21 protein-coding genes and 1 pseudogene are annotated in these 24,354 nt (G+C 64.2%); 8 read left to right on the top strand and 14 right to left on the bottom strand.

Translation table 11 applies throughout. The annotated features are described in order from the left end of the window. Nucleotides 1-55 precede the first annotated feature (55 nt). Nucleotides 56-370 carry an antibiotic biosynthesis monooxygenase family protein gene (locus tag OKW28_RS12445; protein ID WP_184040496.1) on the bottom strand — a complete coding sequence of 105 codons (315 nt, stop codon included), beginning with the start codon at nt 368-370 and terminating at the stop codon, nt 56-58. Between the two features lie 190 nt (nt 371-560). On the opposite strand from OKW28_RS12445, the gene copM reads away from it, so the two are divergent. Next, nucleotides 561-956, top strand: a complete 396-nt coding sequence (copM, locus tag OKW28_RS12440) for a CopM family metallochaperone (RefSeq protein ID WP_429445874.1) — start codon at nt 561-563, stop codon at nt 954-956. 13 nt (nt 957-969) lie between these two features. Here copM and OKW28_RS12435 read toward each other — a convergent pair whose 3' ends face one another. The 5 genes from OKW28_RS12435 to prpC all read right to left on the bottom strand — a co-directional run bounded on the left by OKW28_RS12435 (nt 970) and on the right by prpC (nt 8,086). Beyond that, nucleotides 970-2,211: an MFS transporter gene (locus tag OKW28_RS12435; protein WP_429445873.1), complete on the bottom strand. Its 1,242-nt coding sequence runs from the start codon at nt 2,209-2,211 to the stop codon at nt 970-972. Between the two features lie 133 nt (nt 2,212-2,344). Beyond that, a complete protein-coding gene (locus OKW28_RS12430; RefSeq protein ID WP_429445871.1) occupies nt 2,345-2,959 on the bottom strand; it encodes a class I SAM-dependent methyltransferase in 615 nt (204 codons plus the stop codon). Nucleotides 2,960-2,969: 10 nt separating this feature from the next. Further along, entirely contained in the window at nt 2,970-4,157 is a 1,188-nt protein-coding gene (gene prpF, locus OKW28_RS12425) for a 2-methylaconitate cis-trans isomerase PrpF (RefSeq protein ID WP_429445869.1), read from the bottom strand. A 49-nt stretch (nt 4,158-4,206) separates the two neighbouring features. Continuing rightward, a complete protein-coding gene (gene acnD / locus OKW28_RS12420; protein ID WP_429445868.1) occupies nt 4,207-6,804 on the bottom strand; it encodes a Fe/S-dependent 2-methylisocitrate dehydratase AcnD in 2,598 nt (865 codons plus the stop codon). 112 nt (nt 6,805-6,916) lie between these two features. After that, on the bottom strand, nt 6,917-8,086 hold the full coding sequence (gene prpC / locus OKW28_RS12415) for a bifunctional 2-methylcitrate synthase/citrate synthase (RefSeq protein WP_429445866.1): 1,170 nt from the start codon (nt 8,084-8,086) through the stop codon (nt 6,917-6,919). A 237-nt stretch (nt 8,087-8,323) separates the two neighbouring features. On the opposite strand from prpC, the pseudogene prpR reads away from it, so the two are divergent. Beyond that, a pseudogene (prpR, locus tag OKW28_RS12410) lies at nt 8,324-10,283 on the top strand (propionate catabolism operon regulatory protein PrpR). 6 nt (nt 10,284-10,289) lie between these two features. Here prpR and OKW28_RS12405 read toward each other — a convergent pair. The 3 genes from OKW28_RS12405 to OKW28_RS12395 form a co-directional block, all read right to left on the bottom strand. Further along, nucleotides 10,290-10,715 carry a hypothetical protein gene (locus OKW28_RS12405; RefSeq protein WP_429445865.1) on the bottom strand — a complete coding sequence of 142 codons (426 nt, stop codon included), beginning with the start codon at nt 10,713-10,715 and terminating at the stop codon, nt 10,290-10,292. Nucleotides 10,716-10,777: 62 nt separating this feature from the next. Further along, entirely contained in the window at nt 10,778-11,128 is a 351-nt protein-coding gene (locus tag OKW28_RS12400; RefSeq protein WP_429334274.1) for a hypothetical protein, read from the bottom strand. Nucleotides 11,129-11,140: 12 nt separating this feature from the next. Then, complete coding sequence (locus OKW28_RS12395; RefSeq protein WP_429445863.1) at nt 11,141-11,971, bottom strand: hypothetical protein; 831 nt, start codon at nt 11,969-11,971, stop codon at nt 11,141-11,143. A 177-nt stretch (nt 11,972-12,148) separates the two neighbouring features. Here OKW28_RS12395 and OKW28_RS12390 point away from each other — a divergent pair, with 177 nt between their 5' ends. The 6 genes from OKW28_RS12390 to OKW28_RS12365 all read left to right on the top strand — a co-directional run bounded on the left by OKW28_RS12390 (nt 12,149) and on the right by OKW28_RS12365 (nt 17,784). After that, on the top strand, nt 12,149-13,231 hold the full coding sequence (locus tag OKW28_RS12390; protein ID WP_429445861.1) for a tartrate dehydrogenase: 1,083 nt from the start codon (nt 12,149-12,151) through the stop codon (nt 13,229-13,231). Nucleotides 13,232-13,329: 98 nt separating this feature from the next. Then, on the top strand, nt 13,330-13,749 hold the full coding sequence (locus tag OKW28_RS12385) for a class I SAM-dependent methyltransferase (protein WP_429446937.1): 420 nt from the start codon (nt 13,330-13,332) through the stop codon (nt 13,747-13,749). Between the two features lie 76 nt (nt 13,750-13,825). Then, nucleotides 13,826-14,170, top strand: a complete 345-nt coding sequence (locus OKW28_RS12380; protein WP_429446935.1) for a GtrA family protein — start codon at nt 13,826-13,828, stop codon at nt 14,168-14,170. A gap of 168 nt (nt 14,171-14,338) precedes the next feature. Continuing rightward, nucleotides 14,339-15,325 (top strand): M14 family metallopeptidase, encoded by a 987-nt coding sequence (locus tag OKW28_RS12375; RefSeq protein WP_429445859.1) that lies wholly within the window; start codon nt 14,339-14,341, stop codon nt 15,323-15,325. A gap of 384 nt (nt 15,326-15,709) precedes the next feature. After that, nucleotides 15,710-17,068, top strand: coding sequence for an MFS transporter (locus tag OKW28_RS12370; protein ID WP_429445857.1), 1,359 nt, complete (start codon nt 15,710-15,712; stop codon nt 17,066-17,068). Nucleotides 17,069-17,451: 383 nt separating this feature from the next. Beyond that, nucleotides 17,452-17,784 carry a hypothetical protein gene (locus tag OKW28_RS12365; protein WP_429445856.1) on the top strand — a complete coding sequence of 111 codons (333 nt, stop codon included), beginning with the start codon at nt 17,452-17,454 and terminating at the stop codon, nt 17,782-17,784. Between the two features lie 64 nt (nt 17,785-17,848). Here the strand turns inward: OKW28_RS12365 and OKW28_RS12360 are convergent, their stop codons facing one another. From OKW28_RS12360 to OKW28_RS12340, 5 genes are all read right to left on the bottom strand, one after another. Next, nucleotides 17,849-19,039: a glycoside hydrolase family 53 protein gene (locus OKW28_RS12360; protein ID WP_429445854.1), complete on the bottom strand. Its 1,191-nt coding sequence runs from the start codon at nt 19,037-19,039 to the stop codon at nt 17,849-17,851. Nucleotides 19,040-19,202: 163 nt separating this feature from the next. Then, nucleotides 19,203-21,167, bottom strand: a complete 1,965-nt coding sequence (locus tag OKW28_RS12355) for a beta-galactosidase (RefSeq protein WP_429445852.1) — start codon at nt 21,165-21,167, stop codon at nt 19,203-19,205. Nucleotides 21,168-21,227: 60 nt separating this feature from the next. After that, a complete protein-coding gene (locus OKW28_RS12350; protein WP_429445850.1) occupies nt 21,228-22,079 on the bottom strand; it encodes a carbohydrate ABC transporter permease in 852 nt (283 codons plus the stop codon). Between the two features lie 27 nt (nt 22,080-22,106). Further along, nucleotides 22,107-23,012: a carbohydrate ABC transporter permease gene (locus OKW28_RS12345; protein ID WP_184039648.1), complete on the bottom strand. Its 906-nt coding sequence runs from the start codon at nt 23,010-23,012 to the stop codon at nt 22,107-22,109. A gap of 78 nt (nt 23,013-23,090) precedes the next feature. Beyond that, nucleotides 23,091-24,344, bottom strand: coding sequence for an ABC transporter substrate-binding protein (locus tag OKW28_RS12340; protein ID WP_429445848.1), 1,254 nt, complete (start codon nt 24,342-24,344; stop codon nt 23,091-23,093). Between the last annotated feature and the right edge of the window lie 10 nt (nt 24,345-24,354).

Genomic DNA, 24,354 nt, shown 5'->3' with positions numbered 1-24,354 from the left:
ATGCGCGATGCCCACGCGAATGCGAACAGGCATGCAGGCGCCGCGCGAGACCGCGTTATTTGACGGTCTGGATGACTTCGAAGCCTTCGAATTCCGGGTGGCCGAGATACAGCACGCGGTTTTCGTTACCGGCACTGCGATGCGCGGCACGAAACGCGTCGGACTTCGTCCATGTCTCGAACGATGCATGGTCGCGCCAGATCGTATGGCTCGAATAGAGGACGTGATCGTCCTTGCGCGGTCCCTTCAGCAAATGGAATTCCACGAAGCCTGGCACCTCTTTCAGATGGGTGTCGCGGGTGGTCCACAGATGTTCGAAGGCGTCCTCGGAGCCGGGCGCCACCTTGAAGCGGTTCATCGCGATGTACATGCTGTCAGCCTCGTTGAGTGAGTGATGCTGCCAATGATGCTGGCTTGGTCATCCAGTCGCGTTTCATTATAGGCGTGCGTTGCTTTGCCTCCGCTTGACCTTACCACGGTAGGAAGCTCCACGATGTCCGACGTGACCGTTAGAATCGCGCGGATCACGTCGCCACCCTCTTCAACAACCGAAAATCAATATGAAAAACCTTCGCGCGTTGCGCGCTCTCTGTGTGTTCGGCGGTTTGGCATTCGCGGCGGCGGCACTGTCCGCTCACGCGCAACATCAGGGGATGCCCGGCATGGACATGCCGGATTCGGCGCATACCGACGCGGGCGCATCGACGCAGGCCTTCAAGGCCGCCGACGAGCGCATGATGCATGACATGAGCGCCCCCGAATACACCGGCGACGCCGACCGGGATTTCGTCGCGCACATGATCCCGCATCACCAGGGCGCGATCGAGATGGCGCAGGCGGAGTTGAAATACGGCAAGGACCCGGAGATCAAGCGGCTCGCGCGCAACATCATCAAGGCGCAGCATGACGAGATCGCGTTCATGCAGCGCTGGCAGGAAAAGCACGGCGGCAAGTAACGCACCGCGAGCATCACCAGCGTGGCTGCTTGCGCAACAGCGGCGACATCGCGATCAGACCGATGATCGGCCCAGGCAGCAGCAGCCATGCGACGCGCACGTCGAGCGCGTGAAATGCGCTGGTCGACCACAGGATCGAGCAGGCGGACAGGAAAAAGCCGAAGCTGTTCTGCAGCGTCAGCGCGCCGCCGATCTTGTCGGCGGGACAGGCCTTCACGGACAGCGCCGAAAATTGCGGCGAATCGGCGATCACGCTGATGCCCCACACGAGTAGCAGCGCCAGTTGCGCGGCGGTGCCGAACCCCGTGGTGAGCGGATAAATCGCGCACAGCGTGCCCGATATCGTCAGCGCGAGAGCGGCGGTACGCGCGCTGCCGACCACCTGGCTGAGCCTGCCGCCGAACAGGCAGCCGAGCGCACCGATCGCGATGATCAGGAACGACCACAATGCGACGGTGCCCGGCGCCGCCGGCGCCCCGCTCGCGAACGCGCGCTGCACGAGCAGCGGTGTCAGCGTCCAGAACGCGTACAACTCCCACATGTGACCGAAATAGCCGAGCGCGGCCGAGCGAAACTCGCTGATGCGCACGACCTGCCCGACGCCCGCCGACAAACCGAAGCGTCGGCTGCCCGAGCGCCGCGCGTGCGGCCCTTCGCCGAGCACAAACACCAGCAGCGCGCCGATCACCGCGAGTCCCGACGAAGTGAGCACCACGGTTTGCCACGGCACGCTCGACAGCAACGCACGAATCGCATGCACCGACGCCGTGCCGAGCGTCAGCATCGCAACGAGCAACGCGAGCGTCTGCGCGGCGCGGCGCGGGTCCCACGTAACGAGCAGCTTCATGCCGAGCGGATAGATGCCGGCAAGCGCGACGCCCACGCCGAAGCGAAACACGAGCGCCGACGCGAGCCCGCTGCTGCACAGCGCGAACAGCGCATTCAAGGTCGCGCCGAGCACGCCGCAGACGGCGAACACCTTGCTCGCCGACACGCGATCCGCGAGTCCGGTGGTCGCCGACAGCAAAGTCCCGACGATAAAGCCAGCCTGCACCGCATTCGTCAGCCAGCCGATACCGGACGCGCTCAGATGCCAGGCGATCTGCAGATCGCGCATCGCGCCGTTCGCGCTGAACCACAACGACGTACCGAGCAATTGCGCAATCGCGATCACGAGCACCGCGCGTCTCGCGCGCGCGATGTCGTGCGCCGCGTCGCCGGACTTCGTTGCGTCGGCGTCCAGCCTGTTCTGCATCGTGGCTCCTCTGCGTCGGGACTGAGTCGGCCGCTGGGCGTGGTTATGGGAGCGCGGCCGGAGCGGCCATTGTAGACGACGCGAAGGTTTGCATCGGCAAAGGCGGCGGCTGCGGCGCGCCTGGATCGGGGAGTCAACGGAACACGAGCCGCGTCCACGTCACGCCGCTATCGCGGTTGGCCTTCTGAACCGACGACGTGCGCAACTCGCGCACGAGTCGCAGGCCGTGCTCGCTCGCCAGCCGGATCGTCTCATCTGCGGTAACGTCGAACATGCGGCGCCCGGCCGGAACCGGCCCATGCCGCAGCGACAGGATCAACACGCCGCCATCGCGCAACAACGACGCGACGCGCGGCATCGCTCGTTCGCGCTGCCGCGCATCGAGATGCATCCAGACGGCGGTGAGCATGACGAGGTCGAAAGCGGTGCGCTTCGGCTTCGCTAGCACGAGAGCGAGATCAGGCAGGCTGTCGTCGAGCCATTCGATGCGCGTCGACGCATGCAGCTCGCGCGCCGCGTTGCGCAATACGTCGACCGGTTCGACCGCGAGCACCGTATGCCCCATCGCCGCGAGCGCGGCCGCATCCGTGCCGATGCCCGCGCCGATATCGACGATCCGCGACGGCGCCTGCGGTATCCAGTCGAGAATCGGCCAATGCCGATCGCCGAACGACAGCGTCCGCCATCGTTCGATCAGCGCGGCGGCCTGCTCTACGTAGCCTTCCGTGCCGCTGACGTTGGCCGACATCGGCGCCGCCTCAGCCCTGCCGCGGCACCCTGACCCACCCCTCCATCAACACGCGCGCGCTGCGGCTCATGATCGCCTTCGTGACGACCCACTCGCCGTCCTTCTGACTCGCCTGGGCGCCGACGCGCAACGTGCCCGACGGATGCCCGAAGCGCACCGACTCAAGCTCGCCGCCGCCCGCCGCCTGATTGACGAGCGTGCCCGCGATCGCCGCCGCGGTGCCGATCGCGACCGCCGCCGTGCCCATCATCGCGTGATGCAGCTTGCCCATCGACATCGCGCGCACCAGCAGATCGACGTCGCCCGCGCGCACCGGCTTGCCGCTCGACGCCACGTAGTCCACCGGCTTCGCGACGAACGCGACCTTCGGCGTGTGCTGCCGCGTCGCGATCTCGTCCAGATGTTTGATCAGCCCCATGCGCAGCGCGCCATGCGCGCGAATCGTCTCGAACATCGCGAGCGCCTTCGCGTCGCTGTTGATCGCGTCCTGCAACTCGGTGCCCTTGTAGCCGATCGCCTCGGCGTCGACGAAGATCGTCGGGATGCCCGCGTTGATCATCGTCGCCGTCAACGTGCCGACGCCCGGCACTTCCAGGTCGTCGACGAGGTTGCCGGTCGGGAACATCGCGCCGCCCGCGCCTTCTTCGTCGGCGGCCGGGTCCATGAATTCGAGCGGCACTTCGGCGGCCGGGAAGGTCACGCCGTCGAGCTCGAAGTCGCCGGTTTCCTGCACCGCGCCATCGCTCATCGGCACGTGCGCGATGATCGTCTTGCCGATATTAGCCTGCCAGATACGCACGATCGCGACACCGTCACGCGGCACGCGGCCCGCATCGACGAGGCCCGCGCTGATCGCGAACGGCCCCACCGCGGCCGACAGGTTGCCGCAATTGCCGCTCCAGTCGACGAACGCCTTGTCGATCGACACCTGACCGAACAGATAGTCGACGTCGTGATCGGGCCGGCTGCTGCGCGAAACGATCACGGTCTTGCTGGTGCTCGACGTTGCGCCGCCCATGCCGTCGATCTGCTTGCCGTACGGATCGGGACTGCCGATCACGCGCATCAGCAGCGCGTCGCGCCCGGCGCCCGGTCGCTGCGCGGTCTCGGGCAGATCCTGCAGACGGAAAAACACGCCCTTGCTGGTGCCGCCGCGCATATAGGTGGCCGGAATCTTGATCTGGGGAAGTTGGGCCATGAAGGTGTCCTGAGGTGACATGTTCTTTGATGAAGGGCGATGCGGCCCGTCAAGCCGCCGCTCTGGTCGACTCGAGAAAGTCCTGCGCGAAACGCTGCAGCACGCCACCGGCTTCGTAGATCGACCCCTCTTCGGCCGTATCGAGCCGGCACGTCACCGGCACTTCGACGCGCTCGCCGTTGCGGCGATGAATCACCAGCGTCAGATCGGCGCGCGGCTTGCGCTCGCCGATCACGTCGAACGTCTCGGTGCCGTCGATGCCGAGCGTCAGGCGATTCACGCCCGGCTTGAATTCGAGCGGCAACACGCCCATGCCGACGAGGTTCGTGCGGTGAATCCGCTCGAAGCCTTCCGCAACGATCGCTTCGGTGCCGGCCAGCCGCACGCCCTTCGCGGCCCAGTCGCGCGACGAACCCTGGCCATAGTCGGCGCCCGCGATCACGATCAGCGGCTGCTTGCGCTCCATATACGTTTCGATCGCTTCCCACATGCGCGTGACCTTGCCCTCGGGCTCGATGCGCGCGAGCGAACCGGCCTTCACCTGGCCGTTCTCGACCACCATCTCGTTCTTCAGCGTCGGGTTCGCGAAGGTCGCGCGCTGCGCGGTCAAGTGATCGCCGCGGTGCGTCGCGTACGAATTGAAGTCCTCTTCGGGCAGGCCCATTTTCGTCAGGTATTCGCCGGCCGCGCTGTCGGGCAGAATCGCGTTCGACGGCGACAGGTGGTCCGTCGTGATGTTGTCGCCGAGCACGGCCAACGCGCGCATACCCTTCAGCGTTCGCTCGCCGGCGAGCGCGCCTTCCCAGTACGGCGGACGGCGAATATAGGTGCTTTCTTCGCGCCAGTCGTACAGCGGGTCGGCCTTCGCGCCGGTGTCGGGGGAGACCGCGAACATCGGTTCATACACTTTGCGGAATTGCTCGGGCTTCACGCTCGCGGCGACGATCGCATCGATCTCCGCATCCGACGGCCACAGATCTTTCAGCGTGACCGCATGACCGTCCGCATCGACGCCGAGCACGTCCTTCTCGATGTCGAAGCGGATCGTACCCGCGATCGCATAGGCGACGACCAGCGGCGGCGACGCGAGAAAAGCCTGCTTCGCGTAGGGGTGGATCCGGCCGTCGAAGTTGCGGTTGCCCGACAGCACGGCGGTCGCATACAGATCGCGCTCGATCACCTCCTTCTGGATCACCGGGTCCAACGCACCGGACATGCCGTTGCACGACGTGCACGCATACGCGACCACGCCGAAGCCGAGCTGTTCGAGTTCAGGCAAGAGCCCCGCCTCTTCCAGATACAGCGTGACAGCCTTCGAGCCCGGCGCGAGCGAGCTCTTGACCCACGGCTTGCGCACGAGTCCACGCCGGTTCGCGTTGCGTGCGACGAGGCCCGCCGCGATCATGTTGCGCGGATTGTTCGTGTTGGTGCAGCTCGTGATCGCGGCGATGATCACCGCGCCGTCCGGCATCAGACCGGGCTCGTTCTCGACCTTGCCGCTGACGCCGCGCGCGGCCAGCTCCGACACCGGCAAGCGGCGATGCGGATTCGACGGCCCCGCGAGCGTGCGCACCACGCTCGACAGATCGAACTTGAGCACGCGCTCGTATTCGGCGTGCTTCAGCGTATCGGCCCACAAGCCGGTGTGCTTCGCATACGTTTCCACGAGTTTGACGAGTTCGTCGTCGCGGCCGGTCAGCTTCAGATAGCGGACCGTCTGCTCGTCGATATAGAACATCGCGGCGGTCGCGCCGAACTCGGGCGCCATGTTCGCGATCGTCGCGCGATCGCCCAAGGTCAAATTCGCCGCGCCCTCGCCGTAAAACTCGAGGTACGCGCCGACCACCTTCTCTTTGCGCAAGAACTCGGTCAATGACAGAACCACGTCGGTCGCGGTAATGCCCTCGCCCGGCTTGCCGCTCAGCTCCACGCCGACGATATCGGGCAGCCGCATGTACGACGCGCGGCCGAGCATCACGCTTTCCGCTTCGAGGCCGCCGACGCCGATCGCGATCACGCCGAGCGCATCGACCATCGGCGTATGCGAGTCGGTGCCGACCAGCGTGTCGGGAAACGCGACACCGTCCTTCACCTGCACGACCGGGCTCATGCGTTCGAGGTTGATCTGATGCAGGATACCGTTGCCCGGCGGAATCACGTCGACGTTGCGGAACGCGCGCTTGGTCCAGTTGATGAAATCGAAGCGGTCTTCGTTGCGGCGATCCTCGATCGCGCGATTCTTCGCGAACGCGTCCGGATCGAAACCGCCGCACTCAACGGCCAGCGAGTGATCGACGACAAGTTGCGTCGGCACCACCGGATTCACGAGCGCCGGATCGCCGCCTTGCGCGGCGATCGCATCGCGCAGACCCGCCAGATCGACGAGCGCGGTCTGGCCGAGAATGTCGTGGCACACGACGCGCGCCGGGAACCACGGAAAATCGAGCTCGCGCTTGCGCTCGATGATCTGTTTCAGCGAAGCGGTCAGCGTCACCGGGTCGCAGCGGCGCACCAGGTTTTCGGCGAGCACGCGTGACGTGTACGGCAGCTTGTCGTAGGCGCCGGGCTCGATCTTGTCGACCGCGGCACGCGTATCGAAGAAGTCGAGCCCGGTGCCCGGAAGGCGTTTGCGGTTGGCAGTATTCATGACGTAGGGACAGGACGGTTATCGGCCGCCGGACGGTATGCCGGCGGCGTCGGGTGGCGCTTCGCTCGCGCGCCAGCCAGACAGTGCGGGTAGTTTAGCTCGCGACCTCAGCTCAAACGCGCTTCGCCAGCGGCACGAACGGCAGATCGTCCGGACCGGTGTAATTCGCGCTCGGCCGGATGATCTTGTTGTCGACGCGCTGCTCGATGATGTGCGCGCTCCATCCTGCCGTACGCGAGATCACGAACAGCGGCGTGAACATCGCGGTCGGCACGCCCATCATGTGATACGACACCGCGCTGAACCAGTCGAGGTTCGGGAACATCTTCTTCGCGTCCCACATCACCGATTCGAGCCGCTCGGCGATCGAGAACAGTTTCGTGTTGCCCGCTTCCTTCGACAGCTTCTTCGCAACTTCCTTGATGATCTTGTTGCGCGGGTCCGAGATCGTGTACACCGGATGGCCAAAGCCGATCACGACTTCCTTGTTCTCGACGCGGCGGCGGATGTCGGCTTCGGCTTCGTCAGGCGTCTGGTAGCGCGACTGGATTTCGAACGCGGCTTCATTGGCGCCGCCGTGTTTCGGGCCGCGCAGCGCGCCGATCGCGCCGGTGACCGCCGAGTACATGTCCGAGCCCGTGCCCGCGATCACGCGGCCGGTGAACGTCGACGCGTTGAACTCGTGCTCCGCGTACAGGTTCAGCGACACGTGCATCGCATCCACCCACGCCTTCAACGGCTCGACGCCATGCAGCAGATGCAGGAAGTGGCCGCCGATCGAATCGTCGTCGGTTTCCACCTCGATGCGCTTGCCGTTGTGCGAATAGTGATACCAGTACAGCAGAATCGAGCCGAGCGAGGCCATCAGCTTGTCGGCGATATCGCGCGCGCCGGGCAGATTGTGGTCATCCTTCTCGGGCAGCACGGTGCCCAGCACCGACACGCCGGTGCGCATCACGTCCATCGGATGCGCGGCGGCCGGAATCCATTCGAGCGCGGCCTTCACGTTGGCGGGCAGGCCGCGCATCGATTTCAGCTTCGTCTTGTACGCGGTCAGTTCGGCCTGCGTCGGCAGCTTGCCGTGGACCAGCAGATAAGCGATCTCCTCGAATTCGCACGCCTCGGCGATGTCGAGAATGTCATAGCCGCGATAGTGCAGATCGTTGCCGGTCTTGCCGACCGTGCACAGCGCGGTGTTGCCCGCGGTCACGCCCGACAGCGCGACGGATTTTTTCGGTTTGAAAGCGCCTGCGTTCGGCGTGCTGTTGTCTGCTTCGCTCATCGATTGTCTCCAGAAAGGGTTGGAATTTGGCCATTGCTTCGACTGGGCTGCCTTGTACGCAAAGAACGGGCCAGCCCGCTCACCGCCAGCTAAGTGCCTGATTTGGCGGGAGTCCGGCGAAGCGATGACGCGTCCCCGTCCGACGCTCGATTTCATTAATGAAACTCCGGATTTCAAATCGGCAATGAATGCTCGCATAATGGAGGTCCCGAACCATCCCGTTGCGAGCCGTCCGCCTTGAGCACGCCTCTTTATGAACCGCCGCAGCGTCCGCGCGTCTGGGCGCTCAGCATTAGCCGCCTGCGCGATCTGTTCTTCGACATCGCCGGCGAATACGTGGAACGCGCGGATGTTCGCATCGTGTCGCACGCCTTCGAAGACGCGGTGCGCGAAATCGAGGCCGCGGGCGCCGCGCGGCCCGACGTCGTGCTCGCGGGCGGCTCGAACGGCGCGTATCTGAAGACGCGCGTGTCGGTGCCGGTCGTGCGGATCAGTCCGACCGGCTACGACGTCATGCATGCGCTCGCCCGCGCGCGTCGGGAAGGCGCGCGCGTCGCGCTCGTCACGCACGGCGACACGCCCGACGAAGTGCGGCGGTTCGCCGCCGCGTACGCGCTCGATGTCACGTTCGCGTCGTATCAGTCGGCGCAGGACGCGGAGAGCGTCGTGCTCGATCTCAGCGATCGTGGCATCGACGTCGTGGTCGGCCCAGGCATGGTCACCGACCTCGCCGCGAACGCCGGCATGGGCGCGGTGTTTCTGTACTCGCGCGCGTCGGTGCGGGCCGGTTTCGACACCGCGCTCGAAGTCGCGCAGGCGACGCGCCACGAAACCGTGCGACGTCAGCGGCTCGACACGCTGCTGCAGCACCTGCGCGACGGCGTGGGTCGCGCTCGATGCGCAAGGCCGCGTCGAACTGATGAACCAGCGGCTCGCGAGCGTGCTCGGTATCGATGCCGCGAAGGCCGTCGGCCGCGCGCTGCTCGAACTCGCGCCCGACCTCGCGGGCAGTCTGCCGGACGCGGAGGGCGACAGCTTCTGCACGGTGCGCGGCGCCAGCTATGTCGTGCATCGCGGGCCGCTCGCAAGCAGCGGCGCGGCGCCGGGCACCGTGCTGACGTTTCAGGAATCGCGCGCGGTCGAACGGCTCGATCGGACGCTGCGCGCGCGTCAACGCGTGCAGCAGTTCACTGCGCGCTACCGGCTCGACGATATCGTCGGCGCGTCGGAATCGATCCAACGGGTGCGCGCGCTCGTCGTGCGTTATGCGAGGTCGGACGCGACCGTGCTGATTCTCGGCGAAAGCGGCACCGGCAAGGAAATGGTCGCGCAGAGCATGCATCAACTGAGCGCGCGACGCGACTTCGCGTTCGTCGCGATCAATTGCGGCGCGTTTCCGGAGGCGCTGCTCGAAAGCGAGCTGTTCGGCTACGAGGAAGGCGCGTTCACCGGCGCGCGCAAGGGTGGCAAGGCGGGGCTGATCGAGGTCGCGCATCGCGGCACGCTGTTTCTCGACGAGATCGGCGAGATGCCGTTGCCGTTGCAAAGCCGCCTGTTGCGCGTGTTGCAGGAGCGCGAGGTGGTGCGGCTCGGATCGACGGAGCCGATGCGCGTCGATATCCGCATCGTCGCGGCGACCCATCGCGCGCTGACCGACGCCGTCGCGGAGGGCAGTTTTCGTGCCGATCTGTACTACCGGCTCAACATCCTCAGCATCGCGCTACCGCCGCTGCGCGAGCGGCCGAACGACCTGCTGCCGCTCGCCGCCGAACTGTTGCGCCAGGCGGCCGCGCGCGAGCCGAGGCTGGCGGCGCGCGTGCCCGATGCGCAGACCGCCGCTCGCATGCTGGAGGGTTTGGGCGCGGCGTTGCGGCGCTATGCGTGGCCGGGCAATGTGCGCGAGTTGCAGAACGTGATCGAGCGGATCGCGGTTGAACTCGCCGATGGCGATGCGGACACGGATGCGAGTGCGGCGCTCGTCACGCGCGACATGCTGCGCGCGATCGCGCCGGAAGTCGTCGAGCCCATCGCGCGCGCGAAGCCGGCGGCGCTGACGCTGCGCGAGCGCAGCCGTCATGTCGAGGCCGATGAAATCCGCGCGGTGCTCGCGGCCCACGAGGGCGATCGCGATGCGGCTTGCGCCGCATTGGGCATCAGCAAGACGACGTTGTGGCGCAAGTTGAATGCGGGGCGGTAGAGATGGTTACGGTTTCACTGCCCGCACGATCACGCCGTCCCAACCGAATACGACGCGATGCGCATCCATGCGGAATACGGCCGCGCAATTGTCGCTGTCCAGCAGTAGGGTCTTCGGGGGCAAGCCCGTATCTTCGAGGTTGATACCGTAATAGTCCTTGAGCTTCGGCGCGGTATTGACGGTGCGGACGTTGAAACCGCCGTGCGGACGACAGCGCTCGCCTGCGAATTCGATCTGACCAGTCGATATACTCAGCACCTTGCCGAGCAGTCGTTTTGCCTCGGGTATTCCGCCCGAAACATCGCTGTATCCGACCACATCGGTGACGGTCCATTTTCCGTTGAATGATGACGGGGTGGCCGTGAGCCCGGCGGCAGAGCAGGTGGTCGCAATCAGGCAAATTACTAGCGCCGGGTACAGTGGTTTTAGCATCACGGCCACTGCTTCCCGAAAGGCGCCGATTCCCGTAGTCGCAGATTCACGAGTCGAATCGCCTACTCAGCGTCGATCTCGAGCGTCTCAAATTCCACAGCTAGCTCCGCGCCGGCCGTTGCGAGGACTAGCGCTACTTGAGACCCCGGCGTCTTCGAAAACCGCTCGCTTTTAGAGAGCATGGCGCGGGCGAGATCGTAATTCGTGTCCCCCGGCGTGAGGATCTTCATCTCAAAGACGATGTTATTGGACACGCTGAAATGTTCAACGGTGCAGCGACTGGTTCCGCTAAAAGTTGCCGTCGCTCGCTTCCCTTCATCCTCCAACATGACAATAAGTTTATGCTTATCCCGAACCACGAGAGCGTTGATATACCAGTCGTGGAAGTAACCAAATTCCTTGAGTTTGTCCATCAAAAAAATCCTTTACCAAGGTAGCAGCGAAAATGCATTTCCCTTATCTCTAACGCCATTTTCCCAATTATGGGAGTGTGGAACGCCAAACCCGTGATCGTGACCGAAATCAATATCGACGGCCGCGTTACCGTCTCCGTCATATAAGCGCCATTGTTTCTTGCCCGATGTGTTTTCGACCCATTGGTTAGGTGACCCTCCTTCTGAGGGAAGCCATGCCGTTTGCATTTCACCGCCCGTGGGAATGTCCTCGCTGTACTCAAACGGCTGAGCTTCGCCTAACGAACCAACACGGGGAGAATACGACGGCGTACCGGCACTCTGCGGCACCCGGGGGCTGTTGCCATAGAGGGACCTGAGCATGTCTGCGTCGTTCGGTTGCCGCGCGCACACGGGGCTTGACCGGGACGCCTTTTCCCGCTGCTCCCGTATCGCCTGCACGCACTTGAGCATCTCGTCCCGTCCAGGGACGAAGATCAGGCTACCGTCCTTCACTTCGTTGTACAGGGCCTTGGCAACCTCATCGTCTTTCATCCTGTACATATAAAAGCGGTTGTCACTCCGGCCGAGCATATCGCGTAACTCGTATGACTGGTGCGACAGCAGCACGGATGGGCTATGTTGCAGCCACGCCGCGCGCGCTTCCTCCATGCCCTGCACAATGTCATCGTGTGCTTCGCGGGCTGTGCTCGCCGGCAATGCAAAATGGAACCACCGATCCACGTCAAACAGCCAGCGAGACCTGATGTGAAGGTTGAACGATCTGTAAAGGCTGACCGAGAAGAGATGTCCGTGCCGCCTTTCACGGACCTCATGGTAAGAACCCAGGGAAAGTGAAGTCATCGTGCCTCACAGGCAATAAAGGAGGCCCGATTGTGCATCAAGGTACCATCCCAAAAAACCCCTGGTTAAGCCTTGCAGGAGGGGCACGCCGCGCCTGGCACGGCATGAACGAATGCACCACGAATAAAATAACCGCCACCACATCCCCAACCCAATTCTTCAAAGGAGAAGCCCAGCATGTCGAACAAATACCGGATTGCCGTCATCCCCGGCGACGGCATCGGCGTCGAGGTAATGCCCGAAGCGCTGCGCGTACTCGAAGTCGCGACGCAACGCTTCGGCATCGAGCTCGAATATCGGCACATCGAATGGGCGAGCTGCGACTACTACGCGAAGCACGGCAAGATGATGCCGGATGACGGGAAAGCGCAACTGCAATCGGCCGATGCGATCCTGTTCGGCGCGGTCGGCTGGCCCGACACCGTGCCCGATCACATCTCGCTGTGGGGGTCGCTGCTGAAGTTTCGCCGCGAGTTCGACCAGTATGTGAATCTGCGGCCCGCACGGCTCTTTGCGGGCGTTCCCTCGCCGCTCGCGGGACGCAAGGCCGGCGACATCGACTTCTGGATCGTGCGCGAGAACACCGAGGGCGAGTATTCGTCAGTGGGCGGCGTGATGTTCGAAGGCACCGAGCGCGAGTTCGTGCTGCAGGAGTCGGTGTTTACGCGGCATGGCAGCGAGCGCCTGCTGAAGTTCGCGTTCGATCTCGCGCAGCGCCGCGCGCGCAAGCAAATCACCGTCGCAACGAAGAGCAACGGCATCGCGATCAGCATGCCGTGGTGGGACAAATGCGCGGCCGGCATCGCGGCGCAGTATCCGGACGTCACGTGGGACAAGCAGCACATCGACATCCTGTGCGCGCGTTTCGTCCTGAACCCGGACCGTTTCGACGTGGTCGTCGCGACCAATCTGTTCGGCGACATCCTGTCCGATCTCGGCCCCGCGTGCACGGGCACGATCGGCCTCGCGCCGTCGGGCAACCTGAATCCGGACCGCAAGTTTCCGTCGCTGTTCGAGCCGGTGCACGGCTCGGCACCCGATATCGCCGGCAAGCACATCGCGAATCCGATCGCGATGATCTGGTCGGCCGCGATGATGCTCGACTTCCTCGGTCATTCGAGCGGCAAGGAGCGCGAAGCGCACGACGCGATCCTGAAGGCGATCGAGGCGACGCTGATCGAGGGTCCGCACACCGGCGACCTCGGCGGTAAAGCAAGCACGAGCGAAGTCGGCGAGGCGATCGCGGCAAAACTCGCCTGATATGAACGGCGCGCCAGGCCCATCAAAGCGCGCTGCGAATGCCTGGCCGCCGATCGTTCGACATGAAGGGATGACGGCGCAACGCCGGATGCGCCGCTATCGACAGTTGCGCCGCTCGTAGAGCGCTCGACGGCCACACGCTGCCTTTCGAGCAGGGCGAATTCAATCTCGCCTATGCGATGTGCGTGTTCCATCATATCGATCACGCCGAGCATGTTGATTTGTTGGGCGAACTGAAACGCGTCGTGGGTCCGCGGGGTACGGTCGTCATCTTCGAGCATAATCCGCTGAACCCGCTGACCGTCAGGGCGGTCAACACCTGCGAGTTCGATGTGAACGCCAAACTGATCACCGCGCGCAACATGAAGCGGGCGTGCCTCGATGCAGGCTTTTCCGACGTTGTCGTGCGCTTCCGGATTTTCATTCCTCACATGCTGGCCAAACTGCGTCCACTCGAAAAATATCTGACCCATGTTCCGCTCGGCGCCCAATACGCCGTCGACGCGAGCGCCGCATGAAGGCGGCCATTCGATGAACAGTCTACGCACGACAGCATCGCGTACCGAACCTCTTCGCCAGTTCATCAAGTAACTTCTGGTTGGCGGCCTCAATACGGTGATCTCGGCCGCCATCATCTTTATCGTGCAAGCGGCGGGCGCGATTCCTGTAGTTGCCAACATAGTCGGCTACGCGATGGGTGTGGGACTGAGCTTCGCGCTCAACAGCAGGTTCACGTTCAGGACGGAGGCCACGCGGCACACCGCCATCCGCTTTCTGATCGTCGTGCTGATCTCGTACCTGGCCAATCTCGCGACGATGGTTTCGGTGTTGCATCTCACGCACGCGCCCTATCTCGCGCAACTGTGCGGCATTCCCGTCTACGTGATCGTGGGCTTTCTCGGCAACCGGTATTGGGCGATGCGCGGGCGCGCACGCTGAAAATGCGCCTCGTATCCGCACGTCATTGATATCTGTTCACGATTTTGTCGACGTGGCGGGATACGGTAAGCACATGTCGGAAGAACATTTACTATCTTTTGCGGAAGGCGCCAGGAATAACAACGTCTTACGAAAAGATTACCAATGCCATTCACCGAGGACGCCGCCATGAGCCGAGAAGCCTATCCGATCGAAGTCGCATTTCCCGATATCGCGCCGCACGAGCCATCGTCGTCGGGCGTTGCATACGTCCACACGTTCGATTCGGGCGTGCCCGGCCCGCACGTGATGATCAATGCGCTCACGCACGGCAACGAAGTGTGCGGCGCGATCGTCGTCGACGAACTGCTGCGCCGCGCGCTGCGGCCGCGACGCGGACAGCTCACGCTGTCGTTCGCGAACGTCGCCGCGTACCGGCGCTTCGATCCGGCGAATCCGGACGCCGCGCGCTTCGTCGATCAGGACTTCAACCGCGTGTGGACGGCGGCGGTGCTCGACGACACGTCGCGCAGGTCGAGCGAACTGCAGCGCGCGCGTGCGATGCGCCCGGTGATCGATACGGTCGACGCGCTGCTCGACCTGCATTCGATGCACGAGCGGTGCAAGCCGCTGATAGTCGCGGGACCGCTGCAAAAAGGCATCGACCTCGCGGTGCGGCTCGGTACGCCCGCCACGGTGATCTGCGACGAAGGGCATCCCGAAGGCCGCCGCATGCGCGACTACGAAGGGTTCGGCGATGCCGCGAGCCCGAAGAACGCGCTGCTGATCGAATGCGGCCAGCATTGGGAGCGCCGTGCGGTGGCGGTCGCGCGCGATACGACCGCGCGCTTCCTGCTGCTGGCCGGCGTGATCGACGAAGCGGATCTGCCGCCTGGATGGCTCGCGCCATTGCCGCCCGAGCAGAACATCGTGCGCGTGACACAGCCGGTCGTCGCGACCAGCATGGACTTCAGCTTCGCCGCGGCGTACACCGGCCTCGAGGTTTTCGCCGAGGCGGGCGCCCTGATCGGCTGGTCGAACGGCGAAGAGGTGCGCACCCCCTACGACAACTGCATGCTCGTGATGCCGTCGCTGCGGCAGTTACGCCCCGGTGTGACGGTGGTCCGGCTGGGGCGAATCGAGCGGACGGTGGCCAATCCCGGGGTGACGGCCTGACGGGCTGATGTCTCGACGCCGTTCGCCGGTTGTTTTGGCGCGTTGAGCCTGGCGCGCCTCGTCCTTTCTGCGGCCCTATTGCAGCGCGCCGCCTCCCACGCATCGGCGGGCACGTCCGCCACTGCGAAGCTCGGGTATTCCCCCGTTGACCGCATCGATTTCATTCCTTACAGTGGCGCGCGTTCGCATAGAGAATCACAGTTCTTTATTCGAACAAATTCCCTCGCCCGACGCGATTCCGTCAAACCGATCCGTCCGGGATGATTCATTGCCGGTGAACGGCCAGTTGGCCCGCCGCAGGCATCGTACGCCGTTGCCAGACGGCGTACAGTCTTAGAGAAGAATAGCTCGTCGTGTCGGGCCTTTCGCTGCCAGGAGACCATCATGAACCGCAGCCCCGCTGTGAACGTTCAAACCTTCATCAACGAGCATCCGTTTTCGCCGTTCCAATGGCTGATCTTTTTCATGTGCTTCATCATCGTCCTGCTGGACGGTTTTGACACTGCTGCGATCGGCTTCATCGCGCCTTCACTGATCACCGAATGGGGTATCAACAAGCCCGCGCTCGCGCCGGTGCTGAGCGCCGCGCTGTTCGGCCTCGCGTGCGGCGCGCTCGGCTCGGGTCCGTTGTCCGACCGCCTCGGGCGTCGCTCGATGCTGGTCGGCTCGGTGCTGCTGTTCGGCGTCGCCTGCCTCGCGTCGGCGTTTTCGACCGGCATCGACCAACTGACCGTGCTGCGCTTCGTCACCGGCGTCGGCCTCGGCGCCGCGATGCCGAACGCGGTCACGATGATGGGCGAGTACTGCCCGGACAACCGACGCGCCACCGTGATCAACCTGATGTTCTGTGGCTTCCCGCTCGGCGCCGCGTTCGGCGGCTTCCTCGCCGCGTGGATGATTCCGCATCTGGGCTGGCGCAGTGTGCTGATCCTCGGCGGCGTCACGCCGCTGCTGCTGTTGCTGCTGTTGCTCGCGAAGATGCCAGAGTCGGTCCGCTACATGGTCGCGAATAACAAGCCGGCCGAGCGGATTCGCGCCGCTCTCGCGCGCATTTCCGGCGACGCGGTGCAGGCCGTCGGTTTCACGATGACCGAAACCGCGCCGCAAACCGGCGGCAAGGGGCTCGGCGTCGTGCTGTCGCGCTCGTACATCGTCGGTTCGGTGATGCTGTGGCTCGCGTACTTCATGGGTCTCGTGATCTTCTACGCATCGATCAACTGGATGCCGATCCTGCTGAAGGACGCCGGCCTCACGCCGCAACGCGCGACGCTGATCTCCGCTCTGTTCCCGCTCGGCGGCGTCGGCGCGGTAGTGGCCGGCGTGCTGATGGACCGCTTCAACGCGAACCGCGTCATTGCGGTGTGCTATGCACTGACCGCCGTCAGCGTGTACTTCATCGGTCAGGCGGCCGGCAACGTCGGCGCGCTCGTGCTGATCGTGTTCATTGCCGGCGTGCTGATGAACACTGCGCAATCGTCGATGCCGGCGCTCGCCGCCGCGTTCTACCCGACCGTGGGCCGCGGCACGGGCGTCGCGTGGATGCTTGGCGTCGGCCGCTTCGGCGGCATTGCGGGTTCGTTCCTCGTAGCCGAGTTGGCGCGCCGCCACTTCTCGTTCGGCGGCATCTTCGCGACGATCGCGGTGGCGGGTCTGCTGTCGTGCGTCGCGCTGCTGATCAAGCAGGCGGCACGGCCGCAGGCGGCGGAAGCGGGTGCGTCGAAGACGGAGTCGTTCGGCCATTGAGCGTGCAATGAAATGTGCGCGCCAGCGGACCGGTAACGGTTCGACCGAGTGGTGACCCGGAAGCCGCCCTGCGAATCGCAGGGCGGCTTTTTATTTCACTAAGCGCCTGGAATCTCTCGCTTACCTGAACGCGAGCAGTTGCTCGACACACAGCAGCACGGCAATCAGAACCATCGCCGCGCCTGAAACCTGGCTAAAGGATCGGCCGCTGCCGCTGTGACGCATCGACGTCCCACCCGTTCGCCTGCGGCATGTGATCCACGGCGGCAAAAGCGCCCCGGCCTACTTCCCTATACACTACGCAACAATTTTTCCGCGCGCGGCTCGGCGCGGCGATCACCGCCGCTTCCGCGCCGCCGCCGTCTCATGTCAGGACTCCGGTAATGAAACGCGTAGTCGTATCCGCGCTCGTCGCGCTGTGCATCGCGCAGCCGGCCGCTCAGGCCGTCGCGCAGACCGTCAGCGATCAATGTTTCGCGCTCGGCGATATCGCCGGCCAGGTCGCGTCGTGGCGCGCACACAAAAAGACCAAAGCTCAGGCGCTCGAGCAGGCCGCCCACTACTACAAAGACCCGTCCGACCGCGCTGCCGTCGACGCGATCATCGAAAAGATCTACAGCCCCGACGCGCCACACATGACGCCCGATCAGGCGAGCATGGCGATCACGTCGGACTGCGTGAACCAGCACAAGGGGCATGCATCGCCGGCACAGTGATGCCGGCGTGTCCCCATGCGCGTAGCGGCTGGCGCGCATTCGGCCGCGCGTCACCCGCGATGCGCTAGCGCCGCCGGAACGCATCCAGCGACGACAGTGCGTTGCCGTGGAAATCGAACAGCGTGTTGTTGTCCCACTGGTCGCCAGCGCCGACTTTCCACCCGACGTTCGGCGTCGGAATCCACTCGGGCTCCCACCAGAACACACCCTTGCCGTGTCCGTCGGGGATCCCCTTCACGATATCGGTCACCGCGCCGAGAAACTGCGCCTGGCCGGCGGGCGTCTGCGGGTACGGCGAGGTGCCGACGTTGGTCATCGAGTCCGGTTCCGGATCGCCGTCGCTGGTCGTCCACGGATACGCGGTCTCGACGACGATCACGTCCTTGTCGTAGCGCGTCGCAAGATCGTTCACATTGCCCTGCAGGTCGCTGAACGAGCCCTGCCATTGCGGGTAATACGACAGGCCGATCACGTCGAACGTGACGCCACGCTGCGTCATGTTGTCGAACCACCAGCGGCTCGTCGCGTTGTTGCCGCCGCTGTCGATATGCAGCATCACCTTGATGCGCCCGTCGACGGATTTGACCGCGTCGTGCCCGGCCTTCAGCAGCGCCGCGAGGTTATCGAGCTGATCGTACTTGCCGAGCGGCCACAGCATGCCACCGGTGATCTCATTGCCGATCTGCACCCACTCGGGATGCACGCCGTCGCGCTCGAGCATCCGCAACACGTTCGACGTATACGCGGACAGCAGCGCGCAGGTCTCGGTGATGTCCTTGCCGGCCCAGTCGTGCGGCGGGTACTGCTTGCCCGGATCGGCCCACCAGTCGCTGTAGTGGAAGTCGATCAGAATACGCAGGCCGAGCGCGGCGGCGCGGCGCGCGAGAATGCGCACGTGCCCGGCATTGTTCCAGCCGGCCGCGGGGCTCTGATTGGCCGGAAAGAAGTCAGGATTGCCGGGATCGTTCCACACCTTGATACGGATCGAATCGACGCCGTGACGCTTCAGAATATGCAGGCAGTCGTGCGCCTCGCCATGCTCGTAATACTTCGCGCCGTTCGCTTCGAGTTCGAGCAACGTCGAGACATCCGCGCCCATCGCGAAGCGGCTCGCGCGCGCGGCGGCGTCCTGCGCCGTGGCGTTGCCGGGCGCCCCACCTTGCTCCACCGCAACAGCGGGCGCGCCGAGCGTCGCGCCGACACCCGCCGCCGCAGCGACGCCCGCCAGCCATCCCAGCATTTCTCTTCGGTTCATCCGTCATCCTCCATCGATTAAATGGCGGCTCCTTGCGGGTCGCCTGGTCCTGGTTTGATGCGTCCGTGTTGCAACCTACGAGTTTTGAACTGCGAGTTTTCAGGCTGCTGCTACCGCTTCCTCCCTGGTTGACTTCCTGACGTGACGTGACAACCACACCACGTCACGCGTCTTTCCACGCGCAGACGTCGCCGGTATTCAGGCGCGGCTCGCCGAGCACGAACGTCGCATTGCGCGGTGCTGGCGCCTGCACTGGTTGCGCGCCGAAATTGAATGCGAAGGTCAAGCCGCCGCGGCGGCGCAGCCTCAGTCCGTCGGCGAGTACCTGCGTATCGAGGCCCGCGTCGCGCGCCGCCTGCCGCAACAGCGTGCGATGCAGTTCATGCGACAGCCAGCCGGCCACATAGCGCACGTTGCCGTGCGTCAGCAGCGCGGGCCAGGTATCGTCGAAGCGCGCGGCAATGCGTGTCTCGCCATTGGCGCGCACATGCTCGCGCCAGTGCAGCGCGTGACCGTCGGTGCCGTCGATCGACAGCGCGGGCGCGAGCGTCGAGCGCAGCGTTTCGACTTCGAGCACCTGGATCGGCAGCGCGCGCTGCAACGCACCGGGCGGCAGATTGCCGGGAATCGCGAACGCGTCGGTTTTCGAGCCGCTGCGTGGGCCGAACACCCATTGCGCGTTCGAACGCGCGATCTGCTCGACGAGCGCGGCGTCGATCACCGCGAGACTCGGCACCACGACTAGCTGGTAGCGCGAAAGATCTGCCCGGCTCGACACGATATCGATATCGAGCCCGAGTTCGCGCAGCGACTCGTAGTAGTCGAACGCAAGCGTCTGGTAGTCGAAGCCCTTGCCGTGACGCTGGATTTCGAACATCCACTGCGTCTCGTAGTCGAATACCAGCGCGGTGGCCGCGCGCGCGGGCGCGGCGAGCGTCGACAGCGCCGTACTGCCCGCGATCTCACGCGCGGCCCGTTGCACCTCGAGACCGCCCGGCGACAGTTCGTCGTTCGGCAGATTGAGCCCGGAATGCATCTGCTCCTGCGCATACGGGCACTGACGCCAACGGAAATACGACACCAGCTCCGCGCCATGCGCGAACGCCTCGTACGCCCAAAGCCGCACCATGCCCGGCGCCGGAATCGGATTCCACGACGCCCAGTTCACCGGACCGGCCTGCTGCTCCATCACCCAGAAGCGCCCTCCGCCAATGCCCCGGTAGCGGTCGTGATCGAACGCGGACACGTCGGGATGTCCGGTACGCGCGAAGCGCGCCTTCTGCTCCTCCGGCAACGCGATCGACTCAGTGCGCGCAATCGGATAGCTGTCCCATGCGGCGACGTCGATCGCGTTGTCGGCGGCGAAACGATAGTGATCGAAGGTCGTGAAAAAGCCCATGAAGTTGTGCAGCAGATCCGCGTTCGGCGCATGCTCGCGCAGTACGTCGATCTGCTCGCGATGGAAGCTCGCCACCTCGTCGGACATGAAGCGGCGGAAGTCGAGCAGATGGATCGGATTGGCGTCGGTGGGTGTCAGCGTCGGCAGCCCGATCGCGTCGAACGACGGGTACTCCATGCTCCAGAACACATTGCCCCACGCGTCGTTCAACGCGCCGATCGTTGCGTAGCGCCGCTGCAGCCACGCGTGAAAGCGCTGCAACGCCGAGGCCGAATAGCTCGGCACCGTGTCGTGGCAGCCGAGTTCGTTATCGGTCTGCCATGCGACGATCGACGGATGCCGGCCATAGCGCTTCGCCATCGCGGTGACGATGAGCACGCATTCGCGCCGGTACGTGTCGCTCGAAATATCGTAGTGACGCCGCGAGCCGAAATTCCAGCGCGTGCCGTCCGCGCGCACCGGCAACACGTCCGGGTGGGCGTCGACGAGCCACTTCGGCGGCGAAGCGGTCGGCGTGCCGAGCACGAGTTTGAGGCCCGCTTTCGCGAGCGTTTCGATCGCTTCGTCGAGCCATTGCCAGTCGAATTCGCCGGCGCGCGGCTCCATACGGCTCCACGCGAATTCAGCGATCCGCACATGCGTGATGCCGAGTTCGACCATACGTTGCGCGTCGTCGGCCCACATCGCGCGCGGCCATTGTTCCGGGTAGTAGCAGACACCAAGTTGCATGTGAAAGTCTCGTGGTGAGTTGACGTCGAGCCGTCGTTTCAATCGTGTTTCAAGCGCCGTTTATCCCTTGCTCGCCCCGAAGGTCAGTCCGGCGACGAAGTGCCTCTGCATGCCGAAGAACATCAGCACCGAAGGCAACGCGGCCAGCACCGAGCCCGCCGCGACGAGGTTCCACGCGGTCGTCCACTGCCCTTTCAGCGCGGCGACGCCCACCGTGATCGGCGCGGCGTCGTCGCCTTGCGTAAGGCACAGCGCCCAGAAGTAGTCGTTCCACACGAACGTGAACACGAGGATCGCGAGCGCGGCGAGCGCGGGGCGGATCAGCGGCAGCACGATGCGCAGATAGATCGTCCACTCGCCCGCACCTTCGACGCGCGCGGCCTCGATCATCTCGAACGGCAGTTGCTTGATGAAGTTGCGCAAAAACAAGGTGCAGAAGCCGGTCTGAAACGACACATGAAAGATCACCAGCGCCCACACGGTGTTGAACAGGCCGAACTTCAGCGCCATGTCGCGCACTGGAATCATCAGGATCTGGATCGGCACGAAATTGCCGGCGACGAACGCGAACAGCACGGCCGTGTTGCCCGGAAAGCGATACGTCGCCAACGCGAAGCCCGCCATCGACGCGAGCGCGATCGCGCCGATCACCGACGGCACCGTGATCAGCACGCTATTGGCGAAGTAATGCAGCATCGGCGTTTGCGTGAGCGCGGTGCCGTAGTTCTCCAGCAACGCGAAGTGTTTCGGCCACGTCCAGTAATCGCCTTGCGACAATTCATCCGTCGAGCGGATCGAGGTCAGCAGCACGGCGAGCATCGGCAGCAGCCAGATAAACAGCGCCAGCGGCAGCGAGGCCTTGTAAAGCGTGCGATTCAGCGGTTTCCAGCGTTCGACGGGAAGCGGATACATGACCGGGTACTCCTGAGGTTCAGAGAATCAGCGTTCCTCACGCAACATGCGGCGCAGATGGAACACGATATAGACGAGCATGATCGCGAACAGCACGACCGCAATCGCGGCGGAATAGCCTTCGCGGTAGTACTTGATCGCCTGGTCGTACATGAAATAGGCGAGCACGGTGGAACTGTCGAACGGACCGCCGCCACTCATCACCGCGATCAGATCGAAGCTGCGCAGTGCGCCGATCACGGTCAGCACCACCGCCATGAAGGTGGCGGGCCGCAATTGCGGCAGGATCACGTGCCACAGCAGTCGCAGCCCCTGCGCGCCTTCCATGCGCGCAGCCTCGACCACTTCGGGATTGATACCGGTGAGCCCGGTCAGATACAGGATCATGCAGAACGGCGCCTGCGGCCACAACGCGGCGAAGATGATGCCGAACGTGACCGTATGCGGATCGCCGAGCACCGGGATGCCACGGCCGACGATCAGCCGCAGTAGCCCGAACGTCGGATCGTAGAACCAGCTGAATACGAGACCGACCACGACGCCCGACAGCACGAACGGCGCGAAAAACAGCGACTTCACGACGCGCATGCCGCGCACCTGCTGGTTCAGATACAGCGCGAACAGCAGACCGAGAGGCGGCGCGAGCAGAAACAGCGCGAGCCAGATCAGGTTGTTCTTCAGCGCCGTATAGAACGTATCGGACTGAAACAGCTCGACGTAATTGGCGAGACCGGCGAAGGTCTTCGGCGTCATGCCGTCCCAGTTGTAGAAGCTCAGCGAAATGCTGCTGATGATCGGATAGATCACGCACAGCGCGAACAACGCGCAGCCCGGCAGCAGAAAGAAAAACGCGGCGCGATGCTGATGTCGGCGCGTCGTCGAGACGCGACGGTGCCGCGCCGCGGGCAGGCGGCGCGCTGCGGTATGAGACATGGAACGGCCTCGTCGGAAATCGAAGGCGGAATTGGGACCCGGAAGCCGGCCGCGCTCAGGCGGCCGGCGCGGCCGGACTTACTTCTGGTAGATGCGCTTGCGCGTCGCTTCGAGATGAGCGAGCACGCTGTCGAGTTGCGACGGATCGCTGTAGAACTGCTGCATGGCCTTCATGCCTTCGTCGGCCATTTCCTTCTGCATATCGCGATCGTAGAACTGCGCGATGCCGCCCTTCGTGTTCGCGAGCGTCTGGAAGCCGACCTTCGAGATCGCGTCCTCAGGCGGCGCCGCCTGGCTGTTCGACGGCAACTGTCCCCAGCCCTTCGCGAGTTCGGCGTTGATCTTCGGCGTCTCCATGAACGCGAGCAGCTTGCGCGCGTCGGCCTTGTTCTTCGCCTTCGCCGGAATCAGCAGCACGTTGACGGGGCCGTCCTCGGCCATCGGCACGTTCGCGTCGAGCACCGGGAAGCGGAAGAAGCCGATCTGGTCCTTGATCGACGGCGGGAAGCTCGCCGAGAAGAACGTGCCCATCAGCATCATCGCGGCTTTGCCGTTGTTGAGGATCGGGCCGATCGAATCGACGTCGTACGACAGCGCATTGTCGATAAAGTCGTGATTGTCGAGCAGAGTCTTCCACGTCGTGTAGACCTTCTTCACGCGCGGATCGGTGTACGGAATTTCGCCGGCCATCAGTTTCTGATGGAACTCGTTGCCGTTGATGCGCAGATCGAGATAGTCGAACCAGGCGGCCAGCGTCCAGCTGTCGCGTGCGGCCACCGCGATCGGCGCGACGCCGATCGCCTTCAGCTTCTTGTTGGCTTCGAGCAGTTCGTCCCACGTTTTCGGCTCGCTCTTGATGCCGGCCTTCTCGAACAGATCCTTGCGATAGAAGAAGCCGTACGCGTCATAGCCGAGCGGTGCCGCATACTGCTTGCCCTTGTACGTCGACGCGTCCTTGACCGACGCATACTGCTGCGACCAGCCATTCTTCGCCCAGTCCGAGCTCAGATCTTCGAGCAGACCACGTTGCGCGTAATAGGCCATCCGCTCGCCGTCGTGCCACGAGACGACGTCGGGTGGATCGGTAGCGAGCCAGCCGCCCATCTGCACCTTGTATGCTTCCTCGGTCACGTAGGTGATTTTCAGGTCGATGTCGGGATTGGCTTTCTTGAACTGGTCGAACGCATCCTGCCAGGTCGAGCGCTGATTACCGCGCGCCGATACGTTGACGTTCAGCGTGGCCGCGTCGACCGCGGCGCTGCCGAGCGCGCTGGCCACCACGGCGGCGGCGATCGACACCTGTGCAAAACGGCGAAGGCGAAGAGCAATCATCTGTGTCTCC

This window comes from Paraburkholderia sp. 40 (genome assembly GCF_050434105.1).
Classification (GTDB): Bacteria; Pseudomonadota; Gammaproteobacteria; order Burkholderiales; family Burkholderiaceae; genus Paraburkholderia; species Paraburkholderia tuberum.
This window is presented reverse-complemented; position numbering and strand designations above follow the sequence as displayed.